Genomic DNA, 20,827 nt, shown 5'->3' on the forward strand with positions numbered 1-20,827 from the left:
AGAGAGTTGAGGGAGTTAGTGAGATGAGAGTAGAAGATTTTTTTCATGAATATAACCATCGTCATGAAAACGATGACCTGGTTAGTGAAATCGAAGAAATTCAAAATTACTGGCAAAAGATGCGTCAATCACGTCGGAGCTTTGTGGGTTTGACACCAGAAGAGTTGTTACGGACTGACGGAAAAATAATGGCATTAGACCAGGTTTACGAGCATTTGATTGAGAAAAAAGCGGAACTGATTTCCCATGGGGGATCCTATCCCTTAATGGAAACTGACCTGCGTGAAACTGGCTTTAATCATAAAATTGAGACGATTGATAAGATGGAGGTTATTACTGGTGACTACATGTGGGGGCAACAGAATAACACCTTTACTGTGGTTGGGGATGACCTCATCGCTTCTAGTTATTTTGTCAAAATGGGGACGGATGAAACTGATGATTTAAACTTTAAAAGTCAGCGATTGATGGCCAAGATGGATTTCTTTCAGGCCATGAAGGACCTTCGGGTTGGTAGTTGGGAGGAAAAGTACGTGGATGAAAGCGTGATGGATGGGACTCAGTGGAGTGTACGCATTTACTTCAATCACGGCATGGAAGTCTTGGCCATCGAGGGCAGCAACGATTATCCCGACAACGTAGAAGAATTTGATCGCGTCTTTGATTTAAATGTCTTTGGTAACATGGACTCGGGTGTTGAGGGTGAATTTGTTGAATGATGAGGGCAAGAAAATTTATTGTCTGGATCAAAAGGGAAAAATATTAAACAAAGTCGCGATTCAAGCAATCGCAGTTTTTGTGTTAAAAATGATAGAAGAATCCGCCATTGGGCAAGCGTTGGTTAGTTAAGCAGAGTTGAAAAATATTTAGGCAGCGCATTTTTTGGTCTAGTTTTTGAGTAGAAGTTGGTGGAAGGCCAATCAATCATTGCTATTCCTTGCTAACCGCCATCAGCATCTTGGTCGCCGGCCTTGATAAAATCAGTCATTTGGTCTAAAATTATATAGAACTTATTTTTGGAGGATTTAACATGTCTAAATGGACAGCTGCTGCGGATGCAAACCGCGGTACACTAGAATTTTCAATTGCTCAAGCTGATGTACAAAAGGCCTTGAAGCCAGCATTTGACAAGAACAAGAATCAAATTGCCGTACCCGGATTCCGTAAGGGTAAGGTACCAATGTCATTGTTCATGCAAAAGTTTGGTGAAGAAGCATTGTACCAAGATGTCATGGATATCGTTTTGCCAGCCGCTTATGATGCAGCTGTTGCTGAACAAGGCATCACAGTTGTTGGTCGCCCCGACATCATTCCAGTTTCAATGGACAAGGGTGCTGACTGGCAAATGAAGGCTGAAGTAGCCGTTGCCCCTGAAATCAAGTTGGGTGATTACACTGGTTTGTCTGTGGAAAAGCAAGACGCCACTGTATCAGATGAAGAAGTTGATGCTGAAATTAAGCGCCAACAAGAAAACCAAGCTGAATTGGTTTTGCAAGAAGCCGGCACAAAGGCTGAAAATGGCGACACTGTTGTCATTGACTTTGACGGTTCTGTTGACGGTGACCACTTTGATGGTGGACAAGCTAAGGATTATTCTTTGGAATTGGGCTCAGGTTCATTTATCCCAGGGTTTGAAGACCAATTGGTTGGTCACGTAGCCGGCGACGATGTTGACGTTAAGGTTACTTTCCCCGAAGAATATCAAGCTAAGGACTTGGCTGGCAAGGAAGCTTTGTTTGAAGTCAAGCTTCACGAAATCAAGCGCAAGTCATTGCCTGATTTGGATGACGAATTCGCCAAGGACGTTGATGAAGACGTTGAAACTTTGGCTGAATTGAAGGAAAAGACAAAGAAGAACTTGCAAGAAGCACGTGACGAAGCAGCTAAGGATGCTTTCGAAGATGCTGCTGTGCAAGCTGCAGTTGACAATGCTGAAGTTGTTGGTGGCAAGCTGCCAGAAGAGATGATTCACGAAGACGTTGATCGTCAAATGCAACAATACTTGGCTCAATTGCAACAACAAGGCATTTCACCAGAAATGTTCTTCCAGATTTCTGGTCAAACTCAGGAATCATTCCACAAGCAATTTGAAGAAGGTGCTGACAACCGCGTCAAGACAAACTTGGTTTTGGAAGCGATTGTTAAGGCCGAAAAGATTGATCCAAGCGCTGATGAAGTTGCTGCCGAAGTTAAGTCATTGGCTGATCAATACAATATTTCAGAAGAACAAGTTAAGCAATCATTGTCAGATGATTTGTTGAAGCACGACATTGCTATGAAGGCAGTCGTTGACAAGATTGTTTCATCTGCCAAGGCAAAGTAAGCCACTAAAAAGAGCCCGGTTGGGCTTTTTTTCTTACATAGCCTACTCTACTACTTTAGGCAGCTGTTCTTGTTGAACAAGCCGGCAAGCGAGTGCTAATGCCGAAGAAAGACGATATCGAGGGGGATACTATGGTCCAAACACCCAATGAAACCACTCCAGTCCACTGCTCTTTTTGTGGTAAGGATGCTGATGAAGTCAAGAAACTAGTCGCTGGTCCTGATGGATTATATATTTGTAATGAGTGCATCGCATTGGCTGATCAAATTATCCAAGAAGAGATGCGAGTGGACCAACAGTCTGAGCAGCTGACTTTACCCACACCAAAGGAAATCGTTGAAAATTTGAACGATTACGTGATTGGCCAAGAAGATGCCAAGAAGACTTTGGCAGTGGCTGTCTATAACCACTACAAGCGTGTTAATGAAAACGCTTTGAAGACGACAGATGTTGAATTACAAAAGTCAAACATCGCTTTGCTAGGACCAACTGGGTCAGGAAAGACTTATTTGGCGCAGTCATTGGCGAAGATTTTGCAAGTTCCGTTTGCCATTGCCGATGCAACGACGTTGACGGAAGCCGGTTACGTTGGTGAAGACGTCGAAAACATCTTGCTCAAGCTTTTGCAGGCTGCTGATTTTGATGTTGAATCTGCTCAACGTGGAATCATCTATGTCGATGAAATTGATAAGATTGCTAAAAAATCAGAAAACGTTTCGATTACCCGTGATGTTTCAGGCGAAGGCGTTCAACAGGCGTTGCTGAAGATGTTGGAAGGAACGATTGCTTCCGTGCCACCACAAGGCGGCCGAAAGCACCCACAACAGGAGCTAATCCAAGTTGATACCACCAACATTCTCTTTATCGTCGGTGGGGCCTTTGCTGGTCTAGATACATTGATTAAGGAACGTTTGGGCAGCCGAGTAATTGGCTTTGGTTCAAGTACAACTGACCAAGCTAAGGCCTTGGATCAGCCCAATGTTTTGAAAAATGTTGAACCGGAAGATCTGACAAAGTTTGGTTTGATTCCAGAATTTATTGGTCGTTTGCCCATTATCACGGTCTTAGATGAGTTGACGGTCGAGGATTTGACCCATATCTTGACACAGCCAAAGAACGCCTTGGTTAAGCAGTACCAGGCACTGCTTGGATTGGATGATGTGGAGTTAGAATTCCAGCCGGCTGCCCTGTCGGCGATGGCTAATTTGGCCATCGAACGTGGTACTGGTGCCCGTGGTTTGCGTTCAATTATTGAAAACGTCATGAAGGATACGATGTTTGATATTCCAAGCCGTAATGATATTGAAAAGGTCGTAATCACTAAGGCGTCTGTAACGTCTGGTAAGGCGCCTAATCTGGTTTTGAAGAAAGATGAAAAGGACTAAGTATGGACGTTCATAACGTTGAAATGGTGATGTCAGCGGTCTCACCAAGCCAATATCCAACGGACGGTCGGGCTGAATTTGCCTTGGTTGGTCGGTCGAATGTTGGCAAGTCATCATTAACGAATACCCTGATTAATCGTAAAAATTTTGCCCGAACGTCAGGTCAGCCTGGCAAAACTCAAACATTGAACTTTTACGATGTGGAGGGGCAACTCTACTTTGTTGATGTTCCTGGTTATGGTTATGCAAAAGTTTCCAAAAAAAAGCGGGAAGCCTTTGGCCAGATGATTGAGACCTATATTAGTTCTCGTAAGCAGCTACGTGGCGTGATTTCTTTGGTTGACGCGCGCCATAAGCCAAGCGAAGAGGACATCATGATGTACAATTGGTTGGCTTATTACAATATTCCAGTCCTCTTAGTAGCAACTAAGGCTGACAAGATTGCTCGTGGAAAATTAAACCAATCTGAGTCAATTATCAAAAAGGCAGTTGATTTTGATGATGAGAATTCTGATTTTCAATTTTTTTCATCCGTTACTAAATCAGGAAAAGATGAAGTTTGGCAATGGATTGAAGATCGACTTTAAATTCATAAAAACACAACTATACCATTGACTATTTTTCGTTACTGTTTACAATGTTAGGTAGGAGGTAATTTCAATGTCACAAGATACAGCAATTTTTGCTGGAGGATGTTTTTGGTGTATGGTCGAGCCATTTGACTCGTTACCAGGAATCGAAAAGGTTCGTTCCGGCTACACCGGTGGCCACGTGGCAAACCCAACCTACGAGGAAGTTTGTTCTCATACTACCGGCCATACTGAAGCAGTCAAGATTTGGTTTGATCCTGATAATTTCTCATATAAGGACTTGGTTGAACTTTATTGGCAAGTAGCTGACCCAACCGATGCAACTGGACAGTTTGCTGATCGTGGTGATTCTTACCGTCCAGTAATCTTCGTTAACTCACCTGAGCAGCGTCAAATTGCTGAGGAGTCGAAGAAGGAATTGAACGAATCAGGTCGATTCGATAAGCCCATCGTGACGTCAATCGAGGATGCTAAGCCATTTTATGAGGCCGAGGAATACCACCAAGACTTCTACAAGAAGGACCCATTGCGTGAAGCAGCAATGATGGCACCCCGACATAACTATCAAGCAAAGTATTGGGGGGACAAATAGTCATGGCAAAGTATAATCAAGAAGAATTAAAGCAACGCTTAACACCTGAACAGTACGATGTAACGCAAAATGCGGCTACTGAACGGGCCTTCACTGGTAAGTATGATCAGTGGTGGAACGATGGCATTTTTGTTGATGTTGTTTCCGGTGAACCACTTTTTTCGTCAACCGACAAGTATGATTCTGGTTGCGGTTGGCCATCCTTTACCAAAGGAATTGATGATGCTGATTTGAATGAATCAACTGATAATTCCTTTGGAATGACACGGACGGAAGTTCGTTCCGGCGAAGCCAACTCACACCTTGGCCATGTCTTTAATGACGGCCCAGTTGACCAAGGCGGCTTGCGCTACTGCATCAATTCTGCAGCCTTGCGCTTTGTTCCCAAGGAAGACCTGGAAAAAGAAGGATACGGTAAGTATTCTTACCTCTTTAATTAAATTAGTTTGACCGAAAACCGCTGCCCTTGAGGGTGGCGGTTTTTTTGATTAAGACGAAAAACCTTTTTCTCAATAGTCAGCAAAAGCCTGCCATATTAGGCGATGCGCTTGGTAATTGACTAAATGCCCGTTAAAATTGCACAAATATTAATCGCTTTTGCTAGTGCTTTCTTAGTAAATTAGTATACTAGGATTAATGGAAATGAAAGAGAGAGGCACAATGGAATTTACCTTTAATGAAAACCTATTATCTTTGAGAAAAGCACATAACTTATCTCAAGAAAGCTTGGCCAACGAATTGTATGTCACTAGGCAAACAATTTCAAAGTGGGAAACTGGGGAGGTCACACCAGATTTGGCCAAAATTCAATCTGTTGCCGATTACTTTCAAGTACCGGTCGAAGAGGTCCTATTTGGCCAGCAACAATCATCAACATTAACCAATTCAGTGAAAGACCGTGCTAAAAAATTTTTTGAGGAAGATGAAGCCGACAAAGACTGGCACGAAAATCACCGATGGCGCGAATGGCAACATCGACCAATTAATAATGGTTGGGAGTTTTTGGCAAGATATTATTGGATTTTATTTGCTCTAATTGCGATGACGGGTTGGTTCGTCAGCAAAAAATAAGAGATATTGACAGCCGTTTTTCAGGTAAAATATTCTTCACAACACAGCGGCCCGCATATTTGCTTTGCGGACCGTTTTTTGGACTGAATGACAGAAGCATTTCGCTGGCAGGAATCCGAACACACGATTAGTTGATGTCAGGAAAGCTGAGGTAATGTCTGTTAAATCAGTTTAACTGTGCTAGAATGATGCAAATTAAAGGAATTCTAATTGTGTTTGGAAGAGGAACAGCCATGGTAAAAAGTTATGTTGTTGATGCGTTTGCAAGTGAGATTTTTAAAGGTAATCCAGCGGCAGTCCTCTTTGTTGATCATTTTCCCAGTGATCAAATGATGCAAAATATTGCCATGGAAAATAAGCTTTCTGAAACAGCCTTTGCCGTTAAAAAAGACGATAAGCACTACGATTTGCGGTGGTTCTCACCAGCTGGTGAGATTGACCTTTGTGGTCATGCTACTTTGGCGACCGGCTTCTTAGTTTTCCAAAAGGCAGCTCCAAAAGACGGGCAGTCCGTAGTTTTCAATACCATGAGTGGTGATTTAAAAGTGACAAAGAGGGATAATCTGTATGAGATGGATTTTCCCACTTACGATTTGAAGGCAGTCCCAGTAACAGAAGCTATGACCGAAGCCTATGGTACTCGGCCAGATGCTGCTTACCTTGGTCGTGATTTGGTCTGTGTCTTTCCAAATGGAACGGCAATTGCCGGGATGGATCCAGATATGGAAAAATTAAAAAAATTAGCTGGCATGGCCCAACATGCTACGGCTATTGTGGATGACGAGTATGATTGCGTATCACGGTCATTTGCGCCTAAGCTAGGAATTAACGAAGACCCTGTCTGCGGCAGTGGTCATTGCCATATCGCACCTTATTGGTCAGAACGATTAGGTAAGCACCAATTAGTTGCTTACCAGGCTTCACCGCGATCTGGTGTCCTGCACTGTGATTATGAGGGGAAGCGAACTAAGCTGAGCGGTGAGGCAGTTCTTTATTCTGAAAATGAAGTTCATTTAGCAATTTGAAAGCAGTTTATTGGAGAAAAATTCATCGGTGTACGGGAATATGTTCCGTGCATTTTTTAGTAGAACATGGTACTAAGGGCTGTCCCATAAAAATGGTTGTAGCTGAATACTTGTGACTGAATGACAAATATTTTGTTATGACTGTGTTCTTCAAAAATGTCCTCCGTTTTTATCCATGTAGGAGGCATACGGGTTATCTAGTTTGATTATCTGATATCGGCAAAAGAAAATTGGTAATCATGATGGGAGTTCAACAAAAGTTGCCACCATTAACTACCTGGTTAACGTCCACAAATCATGAATGAGTTTAGAAGTATCGGCAAAAGCGTAGCGGTAAATGATGACCAGCAGACCGATGAGATTGGTGAAGAGACCGGTAATCAGATAATTTTGCACCTTAATGGCGACAATGTCGGCTAAAAAGATCGTAATGCCTAAAATGGTAACAGTCACTAGTGCAAAGTAGAGGCTAATGGAAACGATGAGCCAGCGCCGCATGGCGGCCTTGGATTTGAGTTCCTTCACCAGCTGCCCTTGGATGGCTGAGGCGGTATCATTGTTAATAACATGGCTACGCAGTAATTCTGCTTGTTTTTGTGCAAGTAAGGTTTGGTCGTCAAAGGGGACGACCACTGGATTAATAATTTGTTCTTTTAATTGACTTCTTTTAGTTTGGGTCATTTGGCTGAATAAACCTCCTGGATTAAAGTGATTAGACGATTGCGAGCGATTTGATCATTGATAAAGTAGATTAATGAAAATTTTTGAATTAGTTGGGCAGTGGTCAGGGATGACCAATTGAGGTTCTGTAAGAGTGGCTGGGCTGTTTCATCAGGAACTAAGAAATGTTCTGCAAAGAAATCAGCATCTGCTTCGTTGATCCTGTTTACTTGGTGCTGAGATTCATCGTCTGCAAAGGGATAGTCTAAGATAGCGATACCGTCGACTTGATCAGCTTTTTGATTGATTTGTTCGGTTACCTGGTGATTGTCTTGGTTAACCTGATAGTTCCAACCTAAAATGAGTTGGCCGAGTTCCTTTGCTAGCATATAAATCCAGTCGCGATGGTTTAAGGCGTTTTCAACGACAAACTGTGGCTGATTTTTATCCATGTTATACAGAATGTAGGCGGTTGTCTTTAAGGCGGATAAATCAGCATTGATTACGGCTAAGCCAATGGATTTAAAATAGGTGGCCAGATTTTCATTGTCGATGTTTTGGTCCATGATTTTCTGATGGGCGTTTTCGGCCAGTTTTCTGATTTCGGTTTGGCGCTGGTAACTAAGCATTGTCATCTCCTTTAATTTTTCGTCATTATTGTAGCATTGAGAGAAGTGACAATTTTTGCCGGTCGTGGTTGTTGCTCTTGACTTTTTGATTGCAACCGGCAGATATTTAATTGGTACAATGAGAGCAAGAATGTTTAAATTTTAAGATTAGAAAAGGACAAGGAAATGACACCAGCTGCATTTTTTCAACAGGCTAAAGACGAAGGGGTGATTCCGTTGGGAGCCCGATTACAATCTAGTTTTCAATTTGGCGCGGCGGCTGACGATCTCGCTCAATTGGTCCTGAAAGGCGTTAAAACGGCCACTGCGAGTGCTTACGACTTATACGAAGAAGAGCCGTTACCTGCTTTTGGCGCGTATGATGTTATTTTAGATGGGCAGAATCAGCCCGTTGGCATTATTAAAAATGATGCTGTCACAATTGAACAGTACCTGGATGTTAACGCCCAACATGCCTATCAAGAGGGCGAAGGGGACCGTTCATTAGCCTATTGGCGCCAGGTACACCACGATTTTTTTACTGCCGCCTACCAAGAGGAAGGCAAAGTATTCCGAGAAAATCAGTCACCAATTGTCCTGGAAAAGTTTCACTTGGTTTATCCACAATAAAAAGGTCGAAACGAGATTGTTTCGACCTTTTTATCTGCTTATTTAGTGATGCTTCGATTATTCTGATTTGGAATATTTAGTAAAGAGGTGTTGTGTGCTTGGCAGTGGCCAAGAGGGTGAGATTGCCTGCTAATAAAAGTGCGGTAAAGGCAATCCAATTATCGCTCTTGAAAACGAAGAAAAAGCAGATCACAAGAATGATGGAGTAAGTCAGGGGGATGATCAATTGGATCCAGATATTCAAACTAAATTTAACGATCAGCGCCTGTGCTAAGATTACGAGCATTGAAACCAAGATAAATGCGGATTTTTCACTTGCCATTTTAATTTTCCCCCCCTAATTGTCTTCAGACACTATTCGATACTTTTCTAAGGTTAAGTTTATCATTTGTTTTTATATTTTTCTAATAAAAAGCGATTAAAGAGTGGTTGTTTATTATTTTTTAATCTTTATTGGCAAAAATTTGCTGTTCGGTCGAACTTTTGCGACCTTCTTTGTCGCAGTTTTGGAATTTTTTTTCGTGTTGATTGGGTCTTTGATTTCTCCTCAAGAGCCAATATCCTATTGGGTCTCACTCTACTTGGGGCTCGCCGTTATGACCGTTTTTTCGATGTTGGTTGACTGGGTGGTTAAAAAGTATCGGAAAAATTAAAGCTTGAGCGTATTCTAAATAAAATGTTAGTTTGGCAGTGATAGAAGTCTTTCTATTGGAATCCAGATTAAGTTATTGTGCGGCTGATTTTCTGTGGGCGTGGTCGGAAAAATAAATACTTGGATCTTTTTAACATTTGTCTTTAAAATTTGTCACGATAGTATTATAATCGTAATATATTGAAAAGGGGGAATTAAGGATGGCAACATTACGTGATGGTTCAAAAGAGAACCGCGAATCTTTTGAAGAGGCAAAAAGTAAGCAGGCTCAAGAACACGCCGCTGAAGCCCATGAAGAGAAGGCAAACACTCGTGTTGAGGATGCCAAGCACAAGGATGCTCGCTACGACAACGAGGAATTCGAGAACGAAAAGAAAAATTTCGAAGGTCAATAAGCATAATTGGGGGATATCATTATGGAAAAAAAGCATGAATTTGAAGCGGCGGATGCCCGTAAAGTTGAAGATGCTAAGCGCCAGGATGAACGCCTAGAAAAGCAATCAAAGTTCGTCAAATCATCGCACGAAAGTCGTGAAAAAGCTGACGAAAAATGAGTGAAAACGCCTATTCAGGCGTTTTTTTTTGTTGGCATTATAGTGGTAGATCGTTAACGCTATCAAAAATCAATCAATAAAATTGCTAAATTAATTGAGATACTTTAGACTAAAGCCAACGTAATGTAGAGGTGGGTGAGCGGAGTTGGCAATAATTGCTCGAATTTTACTAGGGTTGTACGCGCTATTAATGATTGTGGCTTCTATTCAATCGCTTTGTTTGGAAAAGAGTCAAAAAAAGTTTTGGCATGGCATTAACCTGCTTTTAAATATTGTCTTGATCCTTATCGCTCTTTTTGCCCACCACCTGTTTTTTCAAATCAGTAGTATTTTGATTTTAGTTTCACTACAGGGACTAACATTCTACCGTGGCTTTTTGAGTGGTAAAATTAACTACCACCATCACCTGGTTCGCATGCTCTGGACCATGCTTTTAATTGTATTGATTATCTTTTTTAGGAATAATACGACATGAGAAATAAAATAACCGAACTGACCATCCTTTATCCACGATCAGCCGCGATTGTTCTGGTTACCGCTCTCAATATTATTTATATTTTATTAGTGAACTTATTTTCGCCCGGTCAATCTTTGCTTGGCTGGCTGAATAGTTTGATCGTTAATGTGGCTGGTTTTGCAATCTTAATGGTTCTAAGCTGGTTATGGACTAGATTTGTTAATCGAAAAAAATAAAGAAATTGCTCTGAATGGGCCATTCCTTTTTTGGTTCATGGGCTTATTTGAGACTTCTATTAATGATAGTACTCGCTGTCGACTTAGCAATCAACTGCATGTTTATCAGTGTCAAAATGGTAACGTTGGGTGCTTTTCCTTTGATCAATTTTGATGGATACTATTGTTTTTTCCTCTTGGCATGATTTTGTTAAATTCACTGCAGAACTAAATACAGGGGAAAAAGGAATAAATTGTATTATTTTGGTCTTTATTTGTTGCAAAAAAGGTTAAAAATAGAAAAATAACCAATAATTTTGTAAATAAAAAGGATTATTTCAATTCAAACTAGAAATTTCAATCGAATTTCAGTTACATTTGGCTATTTTTAATTTTTTTGCCATTTTTAATGTAGGAAATGTTTCTATTTTGCTTAAATGAATGTGTAATAATAATAACATTAAGACTAATACCCTTTATGGTATAATCATTCTATCCAATAGTTCGGTTTTACTGATTTTGGAAATTTATTTTTTAATCTTTTTATTAGAATAGGTTGTGGAGGATGTATTGTCATGAAAGAAACTGGATCAATTACGGTCAAGCGAGGGCTGTGCTGGTTTGGTACTCTTATCCCGCCCAGATGCCTTAGCCGGTATTAAAGGTGAAGTGGAGCGGAATGGTTTTGGCCGGCAGAAAGATAGCTTCCAGGCTAATATCGATGTAGCTGGTTTTGATCAGCCATTTCCCGGTATCTTTATCCGAGCTCCATACTTAAAGCAGGTTGCAACTGACGTTGAAGTATTGGCAAAGATTGATGGCGACCGGATTATTGCCGTTAAACATGGTAATATTTTGGCAACGTCATTTCACCCGGAACTGTCTGATGACCCTCGGTTACATCAACTTTTCTCGGAGATGGTCAGCGCATCAGTTTGATTAAAATCAATAAACGATACGATAAATTCAAGAGACAGCAATGGTCTGTAGGCCGATGTTGTCTTTTTTGATGTTTTAGGTTAAAGAGGGTGAATGAGTGGATGAAATGTCGATAAAATTGCCTTTCTATGACCATCTTTGGTATAATAAAATTAGTATGCACTGGCTGATTTTGCCAGTGAAGTGTTTGATAAAATAGATGTTAGGAAGACTGATGGTCAAAAAAAACTTAGTTAAAGCAAACTTAACAGGTGACCGAATTGGGGTTTTTTTTGGAACCTTGGCACCGATGCACATTGGGCACCAAGCCGAAATTTATAAGGCCGCAGCCCTGAATGATGGGGTCGTTGTGATTACTTCTGGTTACACAGGTGATCGTGGGGATCAAATCGGTTTGCCGGTTGAAAAGCGGTTCCGTTACTTACGGGAGGCCTTCAATGATGAAGACAACATCAAGGTTGATTACATCAATGAAGATGATATCCCTCAGATGCCTAATGGTTGGCAGGAATGGACAGACCGGTTGACCGCAACGATTCGCCGAAATATTGTGAACCCTGAGGCACAGATTACGCTATATACAGGTGAAGCAGAATATAAGGAAATGCTCGAAAAGATGTTGCCAAAAGATGGGCATTTTCGTGTTTCATTAATGGATCGGACCATTTTGAAGGTGTCGGCAACAGCTGTTCGTAAGGACCCCCTAGGCAACTGGGACTTTATTAACCGTGTTTTTCGGCGCCATTTTGCTAAAAAGATTTTGGTCGTTGGGGCACCACAAACGGGTAAATCAACTTTAACCAGGCGCTTAGCGCGAACATCGAATTCGCCTTTTTCGGTAGAGTTTTCACGAACTTACCAGGAAAAGTCAAATGTCTTTGATAGTGAATTACTTTTAAAGGATTATTCACGGATTATTCAAGGACAATACGATGCCAATTCGGCCGAGATTAATTCGCCGGCCAATAACGGCTTGACTTTCTTTGATACAGATGCGATGGTGACCATGGTGGAAGCGAGAGAGTGGTTACCCAAAGCTGATTTGGCCCAATTGTTACCACTATTTGAAAATACCATTCATGAAGAAAAATTAGACCTAATTTTGGTCATTCCACCAACGGTAGCTGTTTTGAACGGCGCAGATCCAATTGAAAGTGCCGAATTTGACCGTCACCTCTGGCAGGTGATTGCGGATTATGGCTATGCTGACTTGGCAGTGGCCTTGGATCGTCGGGGAGGACCCGATGATCCGGCAGGCTATTATGCCCGTTATATGCAGGCTTTGGAAATTATTGAAGATAAAGTTGGCATCAATTTGACCAAGGTTTAAAACAAGGGCCCTGAACGTTTCGGGTCTTTTTTTATTCCAGCTTTATTGATTGCTAGTAAACGATTGAAAACATGACAGAAGAGGAGGTGACCCGCGATGGCACTCAGGTATGCACAGGTGGTGGTGGATGTTCCCACCCAGCAAACGAATCGGCCGTATACTTATTTAATTCCTGATGAAATTCAAGCTGCAGTGCAACCCGGTGTGCGTGTTTTGGTCGCCTTTGGTCACCGTTCGGTTTTGGGTTATGTGTTAAAAACTGATGTTGACTTGCCAACTGATTTAGCCGTTGACCAAGTTAAGGATATTTTGACTGTCTTGGATGACCATCCGGTTCTCAACCAGGAAATGCTGGCTTTGTCCGATGAATTGGCGCAAACTAATTTTTCATTCCAAGTCTCTTTTTTGGCCCTGATGTTGCCAACCGCTCTAAAGGCATCTTATAAAAAACGCTTACGGGCCCATTCAGACTTGTTGCCCGCCGACCGCCTGGCTTACTTCGATGGTCAAGTGGAGCGCTTGGTCAAAACCAAAGACTTTTCGGCTAAGGAATGGCGGCGGATACGCCAGCTAGCGGCCGCAGGTCAATTATCAATTGAAACGGTGATTGAAAATAAGGGCCGGATTAAAACGGAACTGGCCTATCAGGTAACCAGTGACCAGGACCGATTGGATCATGCGAAAGAAACGCTGCGTCAATCAGCTAAAAGTCAGGCTACTTTGTTGGCTTTTTGCCTGGACCACCTTGGTGAAACCTTTACGAAGCGCGATTGGTTGGCTCAAGTGGACGTTGCTGCGGCAACATTGACGACGGGTGTTAAAAATGGTTGGTTGGTGAAGCGCCAGGTTGAGCAAAAAAGGCGTCCAGGAGCGATGGCCTCTGGTAAAATTGAAGCGGTTAAGGTGTTAAATGAAGATCAGCAGAAAGCCTACGATGCCGTGACGGCAGCCATTACGTCCAAGGAAAAGACGACCTTTTTGCTTGAGGGGATTACCGGTTCTGGGAAGACCGAGGTTTACCTCCAGGCAGCGCAAAAGGCGATTGACCAGGGGAAACAAGTTCTTTTCTTAGTTCCCGAAATCGCATTGACGCCGCAAATGCAAAAACGGGTGGCCGACCGTTTTGGGGATGCAACTGCAGTCCTTCATTCTGCTTTGTCTGCCGGGGAACGCTATGATGAATGGCGGCGAATTCAATCCGGTCAGGTCAAGGTGGTGGTTGGGGCCCGGTCAGCGGTCTTTGCACCACTTTCTCATTTAGGCTTGATTATCGTTGATGAGGAACATGAAACTTCCTATAGTCAGAGTGAAAATCCGCATTATTCTGCCCGTGATGTGGCCCTGTGGCGTGGTGCCTATCATCAGGCGCCCGTTGTTTTAGGTTCGGCAACGCCTTCACTGGAAAGCCGGGCACGAGCACAAAAAGGTGTTTATCGGTTGCTGACGCTAACAAAACGGGCTGCGGCAGCGGCCACGTTGCCACCGGTTAAGATTGTTGATATGCGACAGACAGTTGTTCAAAAAGGGGATACCAATTTTTCAACCGAACTCTTGGAAAAGTTGAAAGATCATTTGGCTCGTGGGGAACAAGCGGTTTTGTTACTGAACCGGCGCGGCTTTTCATCCTTTGTAATGTGCCGGGATTGTGGCTACGTACCTAAAGACCCCAATTGTAACTTGGCCATGACTCTGCACATGGATACGAAAACCCTTAAGTGTCATTACTGTGACTTTCAAGCACCAATCCCACATATTTGTCCAAGTTGCGGGTCCAAGCGCATCCGCTACTATGGGACAGGGACTGAGAAGGTCCAAGAAGAATTGGGCCGTGTGCTCCCGGAATACCCGGTCATTCGCTTGGACCAGGATACCACCAAGAAGAAGGGGGCCATGGCGCAAGCCTTGGCTGATTTTGGAGCTAAAAAAGCACAAATTTTGTTGGGGACACAAATGGTAGCCAAAGGCTTGGACTTTGAGGATGTTACGCTAGTTGGCGTTTTAAATGCCGATACGGGTCTGGGCTTACCTGATTTTCGTGCTAGTGAAAAAACCTTTGAACTCCTTACCCAGGTTGCCGGCCGAGCCGGTCGAGGTAATCGGGCGGGAGAGGTTGTGATTCAAACGTTTAATCCCAAGCATTACGCGCTGACATTTGCAAAGCACCATGATTACGAAGGCTTTTACCGGCAAGAAATGGCTATCCGCCATGCGGGTGAATTTCCACCCTACTACTACACGATTCAGATTCAGAGTTCGCACCCTGATGAAAACCTGGTGGCGGTCCAGAGTGCCAAAATCGGTCTTTGGTTGAGAAAAAAGTTGCCAGAGGATGTTTTGATGCTGGGGCCATCACCCCAAGCCATCGCCAAGCTAAAGGGACGCTACTATTTCCAGATTCTGCTCAAACTGAAGAAGCCCCATGAGGCAGATGCCTTGCTGCGTGACTTGGTTGACCGGTCACAAAAGGCGGAAGCCGGCTTCCAACTTTCGGTCAAGCGTGACCCAGTTACCTTTATGTAAGGAGGAGACAGGTGGGCTTGGTAAGGCGCTTTGCTGCCATATAAACCGTGCTTAATCGGCATTTTGCTAGCGTCAATGAGTCTTTTGATTGAATTTGTTATAATAAATGAAAGTGCCGGCATTCTGGTCGGCAGAACTAGTGAGGAAGTTAATGACCAATCGCGTTGTCTTTATGGGAACACCCCAATTTGCTGTCCCAATTTTAGAGGCCTTAGTGGCTGATCCCCAATATGATGTTTTGGCTGTGGTGACTCAGCCGGATCGCCCACAGGGGCGTAAGCAAAAGTTGACCCCAAGTCCGGTAAAGACGGCTGCCTTAGCCCATGCTTTACCAGTCTTGCAGCCAGAAAAAATCAGTGGATCAGCTGAAATGACTGAGTTGATAAAGCTGGCACCTGATTTTATCGTAACGGCTGCTTTTGGACAATTTCTGCCAGAAAAGTTACTGGAGGCGGCCAAGGTAGCGGCGGTAAACGCCCATGCTTCCTTGCTGCCAAAGTACCGTGGTGGTGCACCAGTTCATTACGCAATCATGAATGGTGACCGAGAAACCGGCGTCTCATTGATGTACATGGTCAAGAAAATGGATGCTGGTGATGTGATTGATGTGGTCAAGGTACCGATTGAGGCAACTGATAATGTTGGCACCATGTTTGATAAGTTGAGTGCTGTTGCGGCACCGTTAGTTTTGGCTAATTTACCAAAATTGGCAGCCGGAACAGCCCAAGCAAAACCCCAAGACCCTGACCAGGTCAGCTTTTCACCAAATATCAGTCGTAATCAGCAAAACCTAAACTTTGAAAAAGAGACTGCTGAACAGTTAAATTGCCATATTCGTGCTTTGTATCCAACTCATCCGGCCCATGCCGTGGTTGGCGGTGAACGTTTTAAGCTGGTGGAGACGACCCCCTTGGCTGAAAAAACAGCAGCGAAGCCGGGCGTGATTACCAAAAAAGATAAGAAACACCTGGTGATTGCGGCCGCTGATGGCACGCAGTTAGCAATAGAGGGTCTGCAGCCAGCCGGCAAGAGTGTGATGGCCGTTACCGCCTATTTGAATGGTGCCGGTCAAAAATATGCAGTGGGCGACCAGTGGGTCACCGTTGAGGAAGTTAATGCCTAATCAAGTAAAAAGTAGTCAAAATCCCCGTTTACTAGCGGTTGTTACCCTAGCTAAAATTAAAAACGGTGCGTATTCCAACCTACAGTTGAACCAAATGATCAAGAGCCATCAGCTTAAAGCAGTTGATAAGGGGCTTTTGACCACGCTCGTTTATGGGACTATTCAGTACCGCTTATTGTTGGAGTACTGGTTGGCCCCCTTTGTGAAAGGGAAAAAATTAGAACCATGGGTCAAGGAATTGCTCTTGACGGCATTGTTCCAATGGCATAAACTAGACAAAATTCCTAAGCATGCCATTTTCAACGAAAGCATTGAAGTGGCTAAGACCCTTGGAAATGCTGGGACAGCTAAGTTTGTCACGGCTATTTTGCATAATATGGACCGCACGGGTCTTCTTGATGAAAGTAAAATTGCAGATCCAATCGAACGTTTATCGATTTCCTATTCGTTACCCGTTTGGCTGGTGAAAGCCTTATTGGATCAAGTCGGGGAAGATAAGACCAAGAGTATTTTGGCCTCTTTGAATGAAGCACCGGCCCAGTCTGTCCGAGTTAATACGGCGAAGACAACGATTGCTGATGCAAAGGCAAGTTTGGTGGCCGAAGGTCTCTTTGTTTCAGATTCTGCTGTGGCTGCCGATGCACTAGTCGTCACTGGTGGTCATGTGGCTTCTTCTAAAGCCTTTATTGAAGGTCTGATTACGATTCAAGATGAATCCGCCATGTTGCCGGTTGAGGCACTAGCCATTGATGAATCCGTTCATTTGGTTTTGGATGCGGCGGCTGCTCCTGGTGGCAAGACGACCCAGATTGCCCAGTATTTATCGGGGGATGCCAAAGTTTTGGCCTTAGATATCCACGATCACAAGGTTAAGTTGATTAAAGCCAATGCGAAACGCCTTGGTTTAGCTGACCGGGTTGAGGCAAAAGCTTTGGATGCTCGACAGGTGCCAGAAAAGTTGGACCAAGACTTTGATCGAATTTTGGTCGATGCACCTTGTTCTGGCTTAGGGCTCTTGCGCCGGAAACCAGAAATTCGCTATGAAAAGTCGCTTGAAGATGTTTTGCACCTCGCTGACTTACAGCTTTCGATTTTAAATGCGACCGCAAAGCGATTAGCGCCAGGCGGCCGTTTGGTTTATAGTACTTGTACGATTTTAAATCAGGAAAACGATGGCGTGATTGAACGCTTTTTAGCTGAAAATCCTGATTTTACCTTGTTGAAGACACCAACCGATAAAAAGTTGAAGGATGATCGGGTAGAGGATGTGTTGAAAATCTATCCAGATGACTACGAAACGGACGGCTTTTTCGTAGCTACCCTTCAAAGGAAGGATTAGATACGATGGCAATTGCTTATATCAGCGAAAAAGGCCCTACTCGGGTCGATAATCAAGACGCAGTGGGCGCCTTTTATAATCAATCAGGCGAAGCCTTAGTGGTTGTCGCTGATGGTGTTGCCTCTAATCCGGGTTCTAAGCAGGCCAGCCAAATTGTGGTGGAAACCCTTGGTACTGCTTGGCAAAAAAGGAACATGACCGATCCAGAAAGTGTGAAGGCCTGGTTGGTGCATCAAGCCGCCTTGGCCAATCGCGCTATTTTGTTAGCAGGACAAAAAAATCCTCGGGTTAACAATATGGCGACAACAGTGGTTTTGGCTGCTTGCTTGCCGGGAAAAATTTTAGTTGCAAATGCAGGTGATTCTCGGGCTTATTTCTTGCGGGGGAAAAAGGCTGAATTGTTGACTTTTGATCACACCCTGCGGAATGAAATTAAGCGGGATAGTGGTCAAATTTATGATGAAAGCCTACCCGAAGCCAATTCTTTAACCCGCTATTTGGGGGTCAATCAAAAAGTTGACCTTGAATGGACAACTTTTGTCCCTAAAAAAGATGATTGGCTTTATTTGACCTCCGATGGTCTGGCCAAGGTTCTTTCAATTGAAGACCAGGTCAAATTGCTCCAACCAGGACGCCACCGGCCAGGAAATGAGCCGCCATTGGGGTCTGTCTTAGACCTAACCGAACGAATCCGGGCGCTAATGAAGGCGGCCAATGCGCGCCAGGCACCGGATAATATTACGGCATTGCTGGTGACAGATTTAACGAATCCAAACCAACAAATGGCGGCCAAGGCGTATGCCGATGTTCGTCAACAATCAGATACTGACCAAGAAATGCCACAACAAACAGGGAGGCAAAACTAATGGAACAAGGAACGATGATTGATCACCGCTACCGTGTAGTGCACCCTCTGGGTGGTGGTGGCATGGCCAATGTCTACCAAGCTTTTGACACTTATTTAAACCGTGATGTTACGTTGAAGATGATTCGATTGGACATCAAGGACCAACCAGACGCTGTTGAACGCTTTCAACGTGAGGCAAAAGCAGCAACAGCTTTGGTCAACGACCATATTGTCCAGGTTTATGATGCCGGTGAGTTTGATGGCTCTTCTTATTTGGTGATGGAATATGTCGATGGGATGGATTTGAAGGATTACACGCAGGCGCATTTTCCAATCCCTTATCACAAGGTTGTTGATATCATGGAACAAATCTTGGATGCAGTGGCAGCTGCCCATCGTGCTGGTATTATTCATCGTGATTTGAAACCACAAAACATCTTGATTGATCGACAAGGGCAAGTGAAGATTACCGATTTTGGGATTGCAACGGCCAAAAAATCAGAGTCGTTGACTCAGGTACACACGGTGATCGGCTCAATTCATTACCTGGCGCCGGAACTGCCCATCGGTCAGCATGCCTCTGCCCAATCCGATATTTATGCGCTGGGTGTTATTTTGTATGAACTGTTGACGAACCAAGTGCCTTATCAAGGTGATACGCCAGAACAAGTGGCTTATAAGCATGGGAACATGCCAATGCCTTTTGTGCGCGATTTTGATAGCCAGGTTCCCCAGCCATTAGAAAATGTTATTTTGCGGGCAACTGCTAAAAATCCAGTAGACCGCTATTTTTCGGCTGAAGATATGGCCGCTGACCTTAAAACTTCGTTGTCGAAAAGACGCTCCAAAGAGAGTCGGTACGTGCCAGAAACCTCTGATGAGACGCGTTTAGTTGATACTGATTTAGCAGATCGCCCCTATGTGGCTGACCCTGATATTTTAAAAGATCCCGAAGAAGGAAAATCGGTCACTGATCAAATTATTGATTATGCTAAGCAGGGAATGTCGATCAAAGAAATTGCCATGCAAGTTGATCGGATGCCAAAGTTTGTTCGTCAGGTTTTGTCCAAAAATGGTGTTAAGTACAAGTCGGCCAAAAAGTGGGTTGTTTCCTTAGTAATGCTAGTCTTGTTGTTGGCTAGCTTTGGTGGGGCAAGTTATTTTAAAAATAACTATGTCACTATGCCGGATGTTACCAATATGTCTGTAAACCAAGCTGAAAGCAAGCTTTCTGATGCTGGATTGACGGTGTCCAGTCCAACTTATGCGTCGTCCAAGACGGTTACTAGTGGCCAAGTGATGAAGACGAAACCTGGATCGGGCGCCTACCTAAAAAAGGGAACTTCCGTTTCTTTGGTGGTTTCCTCTGGTGCGAATAAGGTCACTCTAGCCGACTATAGTGGTTGGAGCTATGGCGAAGCAGCGGCGCAGCTAAGTGGTCAAGGCTTCACCGTTAAGCGAAAAAGCCAAGCTAGTTCTGATGTTCCGAGTGGGGAAGTCATTTCCCAATCGGCTGCGGCCTTTACCGCTGTTGATCCTAGTTCAACGACAATCACTTTAACGGTTTCAACTGGTCCAAGTAAGGTTCAAGTGCCAAACCTGGTTGGTAAGAACCAAAGTGATGCAATGAACTGGGCAAATTCGAACCGGATTCAGCTCAGTTTTAACTTTACAAATTCGAGCCAAACAAGTGGTCAGGTAATTGCCCAAGATATACCAGCTGGTTCGCAGATTACTTCCGATAAAACGCTAACCTTGACGATTTCTGCTGGCCAGGAAAATAGTACGAATAGCAACAATAATAGTAATAATTCGAATAATAATTCATCGAACTCTTCTTCGTCTTCGTCCTCGAGTTCCTCCTCATCACCTTCGTCCAATAACCATTAGCTTGAATTTTGGCATAACAGTGATGATAAAAAGCCGCTTTTTAGTGGCTTTTTTGATTAAAAATCAAACTTAACACA

At 43.5% G+C, this 20,827-nt stretch carries 21 protein-coding genes; 18 read left to right on the forward strand and 3 right to left on the reverse strand.

Annotated elements, in window-relative coordinates; genetic code table 11:
• The first annotated feature begins 23 nt into the window (after positions 1–23).
• The 8 genes from ACSYSH_RS00265 to ACSYSH_RS00300 all read left to right on the forward strand — a co-directional run bounded on the left by ACSYSH_RS00265 (position 24) and on the right by ACSYSH_RS00300 (position 6,986).
• Positions 24–719: a hypothetical protein gene (locus ACSYSH_RS00265; protein ID WP_491702103.1), complete on the forward strand. Its 696-nt coding sequence runs from the start codon at positions 24–26 to the stop codon at positions 717–719.
• A gap of 311 nt (positions 720–1,030) precedes the next feature.
• Positions 1,031–2,323, forward strand: a complete 1,293-nt coding sequence (tig, locus tag ACSYSH_RS00270) for a trigger factor (RefSeq protein WP_252774189.1) — start codon at positions 1,031–1,033, stop codon at positions 2,321–2,323.
• Positions 2,324–2,454: 131 nt separating this feature from the next.
• Positions 2,455–3,708, forward strand: coding sequence for an ATP-dependent Clp protease ATP-binding subunit ClpX (gene clpX, locus ACSYSH_RS00275; RefSeq protein WP_489816536.1), 1,254 nt, complete (start codon positions 2,455–2,457; stop codon positions 3,706–3,708).
• Between the two features lie 2 nt (positions 3,709–3,710).
• Positions 3,711–4,295 (forward strand): ribosome biogenesis GTP-binding protein YihA/YsxC, encoded by a 585-nt coding sequence (gene yihA / locus ACSYSH_RS00280; RefSeq protein WP_489816349.1) that lies wholly within the window; start codon positions 3,711–3,713, stop codon positions 4,293–4,295.
• A 73-nt stretch (positions 4,296–4,368) separates the two neighbouring features.
• A complete protein-coding gene (msrA, locus tag ACSYSH_RS00285) occupies positions 4,369–4,890 on the forward strand; it encodes a peptide-methionine (S)-S-oxide reductase MsrA (protein WP_491702102.1) in 522 nt (173 codons plus the stop codon).
• Between the two features lie 2 nt (positions 4,891–4,892).
• Positions 4,893–5,330 carry a peptide-methionine (R)-S-oxide reductase MsrB gene (gene msrB, locus ACSYSH_RS00290; protein ID WP_252774186.1) on the forward strand — a complete coding sequence of 146 codons (438 nt, stop codon included), beginning with the start codon at positions 4,893–4,895 and terminating at the stop codon, positions 5,328–5,330.
• A 220-nt stretch (positions 5,331–5,550) separates the two neighbouring features.
• Positions 5,551–5,961 carry a helix-turn-helix transcriptional regulator gene (locus ACSYSH_RS00295; RefSeq protein WP_252774185.1) on the forward strand — a complete coding sequence of 137 codons (411 nt, stop codon included), beginning with the start codon at positions 5,551–5,553 and terminating at the stop codon, positions 5,959–5,961.
• Between the two features lie 233 nt (positions 5,962–6,194).
• Positions 6,195–6,986, forward strand: coding sequence for a PhzF family phenazine biosynthesis protein (locus tag ACSYSH_RS00300; RefSeq protein ID WP_491702101.1), 792 nt, complete (start codon positions 6,195–6,197; stop codon positions 6,984–6,986).
• A 273-nt stretch (positions 6,987–7,259) separates the two neighbouring features.
• On the opposite strand, the gene ACSYSH_RS00305 is transcribed toward ACSYSH_RS00300, so the two are convergent.
• Together ACSYSH_RS00305 and ACSYSH_RS00310 are read right to left on the reverse strand one after the other, a co-directional pair.
• On the reverse strand, positions 7,260–7,667 hold the full coding sequence (locus ACSYSH_RS00305) for a hypothetical protein (protein ID WP_489816352.1): 408 nt from the start codon (positions 7,665–7,667) through the stop codon (positions 7,260–7,262).
• Positions 7,664–8,275: a hypothetical protein gene (locus ACSYSH_RS00310; RefSeq protein WP_489816353.1), complete on the reverse strand. Its 612-nt coding sequence runs from the start codon at positions 8,273–8,275 to the stop codon at positions 7,664–7,666. Before ACSYSH_RS00310 ends, ACSYSH_RS00305 begins: the two co-directional genes overlap by 4 nt.
• 165 nt (positions 8,276–8,440) lie before the next feature.
• Between ACSYSH_RS00310 and ACSYSH_RS00315 the strand changes: the two genes are divergently transcribed.
• Positions 8,441–8,884 carry an ASCH domain-containing protein gene (locus ACSYSH_RS00315; protein ID WP_489816354.1) on the forward strand — a complete coding sequence of 148 codons (444 nt, stop codon included), beginning with the start codon at positions 8,441–8,443 and terminating at the stop codon, positions 8,882–8,884.
• A 76-nt stretch (positions 8,885–8,960) separates the two neighbouring features.
• On the opposite strand, the gene ACSYSH_RS00320 is transcribed toward ACSYSH_RS00315, so the two are convergent.
• Positions 8,961–9,206 (reverse strand): hypothetical protein, encoded by a 246-nt coding sequence (locus ACSYSH_RS00320; RefSeq protein WP_252774180.1) that lies wholly within the window; start codon positions 9,204–9,206, stop codon positions 8,961–8,963.
• Between the two features lie 530 nt (positions 9,207–9,736).
• On the opposite strand from ACSYSH_RS00320, the gene ACSYSH_RS00325 reads away from it, so the two are divergent.
• From ACSYSH_RS00325 to pknB, 9 genes are all read left to right on the forward strand, one after another.
• The gene (locus ACSYSH_RS00325) at positions 9,737–9,931 is read left to right on the forward strand and encodes a hypothetical protein (protein ID WP_252774179.1); all 195 of its coding nucleotides are present in this window, start codon (positions 9,737–9,739) and stop codon (positions 9,929–9,931) included.
• Between the two features lie 21 nt (positions 9,932–9,952).
• Positions 9,953–10,090: a hypothetical protein gene (locus ACSYSH_RS00330; protein WP_252774178.1), complete on the forward strand. Its 138-nt coding sequence runs from the start codon at positions 9,953–9,955 to the stop codon at positions 10,088–10,090.
• 1,293 nt (positions 10,091–11,383) lie between these two features.
• Positions 11,384–11,701: a pyridoxal 5'-phosphate synthase glutaminase subunit PdxT gene (pdxT, locus tag ACSYSH_RS00335; RefSeq protein ID WP_491702100.1), complete on the forward strand. Its 318-nt coding sequence runs from the start codon at positions 11,384–11,386 to the stop codon at positions 11,699–11,701.
• A 214-nt stretch (positions 11,702–11,915) separates the two neighbouring features.
• Positions 11,916–13,031: an AAA family ATPase gene (locus ACSYSH_RS00340; protein WP_489816357.1), complete on the forward strand. Its 1,116-nt coding sequence runs from the start codon at positions 11,916–11,918 to the stop codon at positions 13,029–13,031.
• A gap of 96 nt (positions 13,032–13,127) precedes the next feature.
• Positions 13,128–15,551, forward strand: coding sequence for a primosomal protein N' (priA, locus tag ACSYSH_RS00345; protein ID WP_491702099.1), 2,424 nt, complete (start codon positions 13,128–13,130; stop codon positions 15,549–15,551).
• Between the two features lie 151 nt (positions 15,552–15,702).
• Positions 15,703–16,674 carry a methionyl-tRNA formyltransferase gene (gene fmt / locus ACSYSH_RS00350; RefSeq protein ID WP_491702098.1) on the forward strand — a complete coding sequence of 324 codons (972 nt, stop codon included), beginning with the start codon at positions 15,703–15,705 and terminating at the stop codon, positions 16,672–16,674.
• Positions 16,667–18,013, forward strand: coding sequence for a 16S rRNA (cytosine(967)-C(5))-methyltransferase RsmB (gene rsmB, locus ACSYSH_RS00355; RefSeq protein ID WP_491702097.1), 1,347 nt, complete (start codon positions 16,667–16,669; stop codon positions 18,011–18,013). The genes fmt and rsmB overlap by 8 nt, the downstream gene beginning before the upstream one ends.
• A gap of 5 nt (positions 18,014–18,018) precedes the next feature.
• Positions 18,019–18,879 (forward strand): PP2C family protein-serine/threonine phosphatase, encoded by an 861-nt coding sequence (locus ACSYSH_RS00360; RefSeq protein WP_489816361.1) that lies wholly within the window; start codon positions 18,019–18,021, stop codon positions 18,877–18,879.
• Positions 18,879–20,750: a Stk1 family PASTA domain-containing Ser/Thr kinase gene (gene pknB, locus ACSYSH_RS00365; protein WP_491702096.1), complete on the forward strand. Its 1,872-nt coding sequence runs from the start codon at positions 18,879–18,881 to the stop codon at positions 20,748–20,750. The genes ACSYSH_RS00360 and pknB overlap by 1 nt, the downstream gene beginning before the upstream one ends.
• The last annotated feature ends 77 nt before the right edge of the window (positions 20,751–20,827 follow it).

The sequence above is a fragment of the Fructobacillus sp. ESL1117 genome (assembly GCF_058508565.1).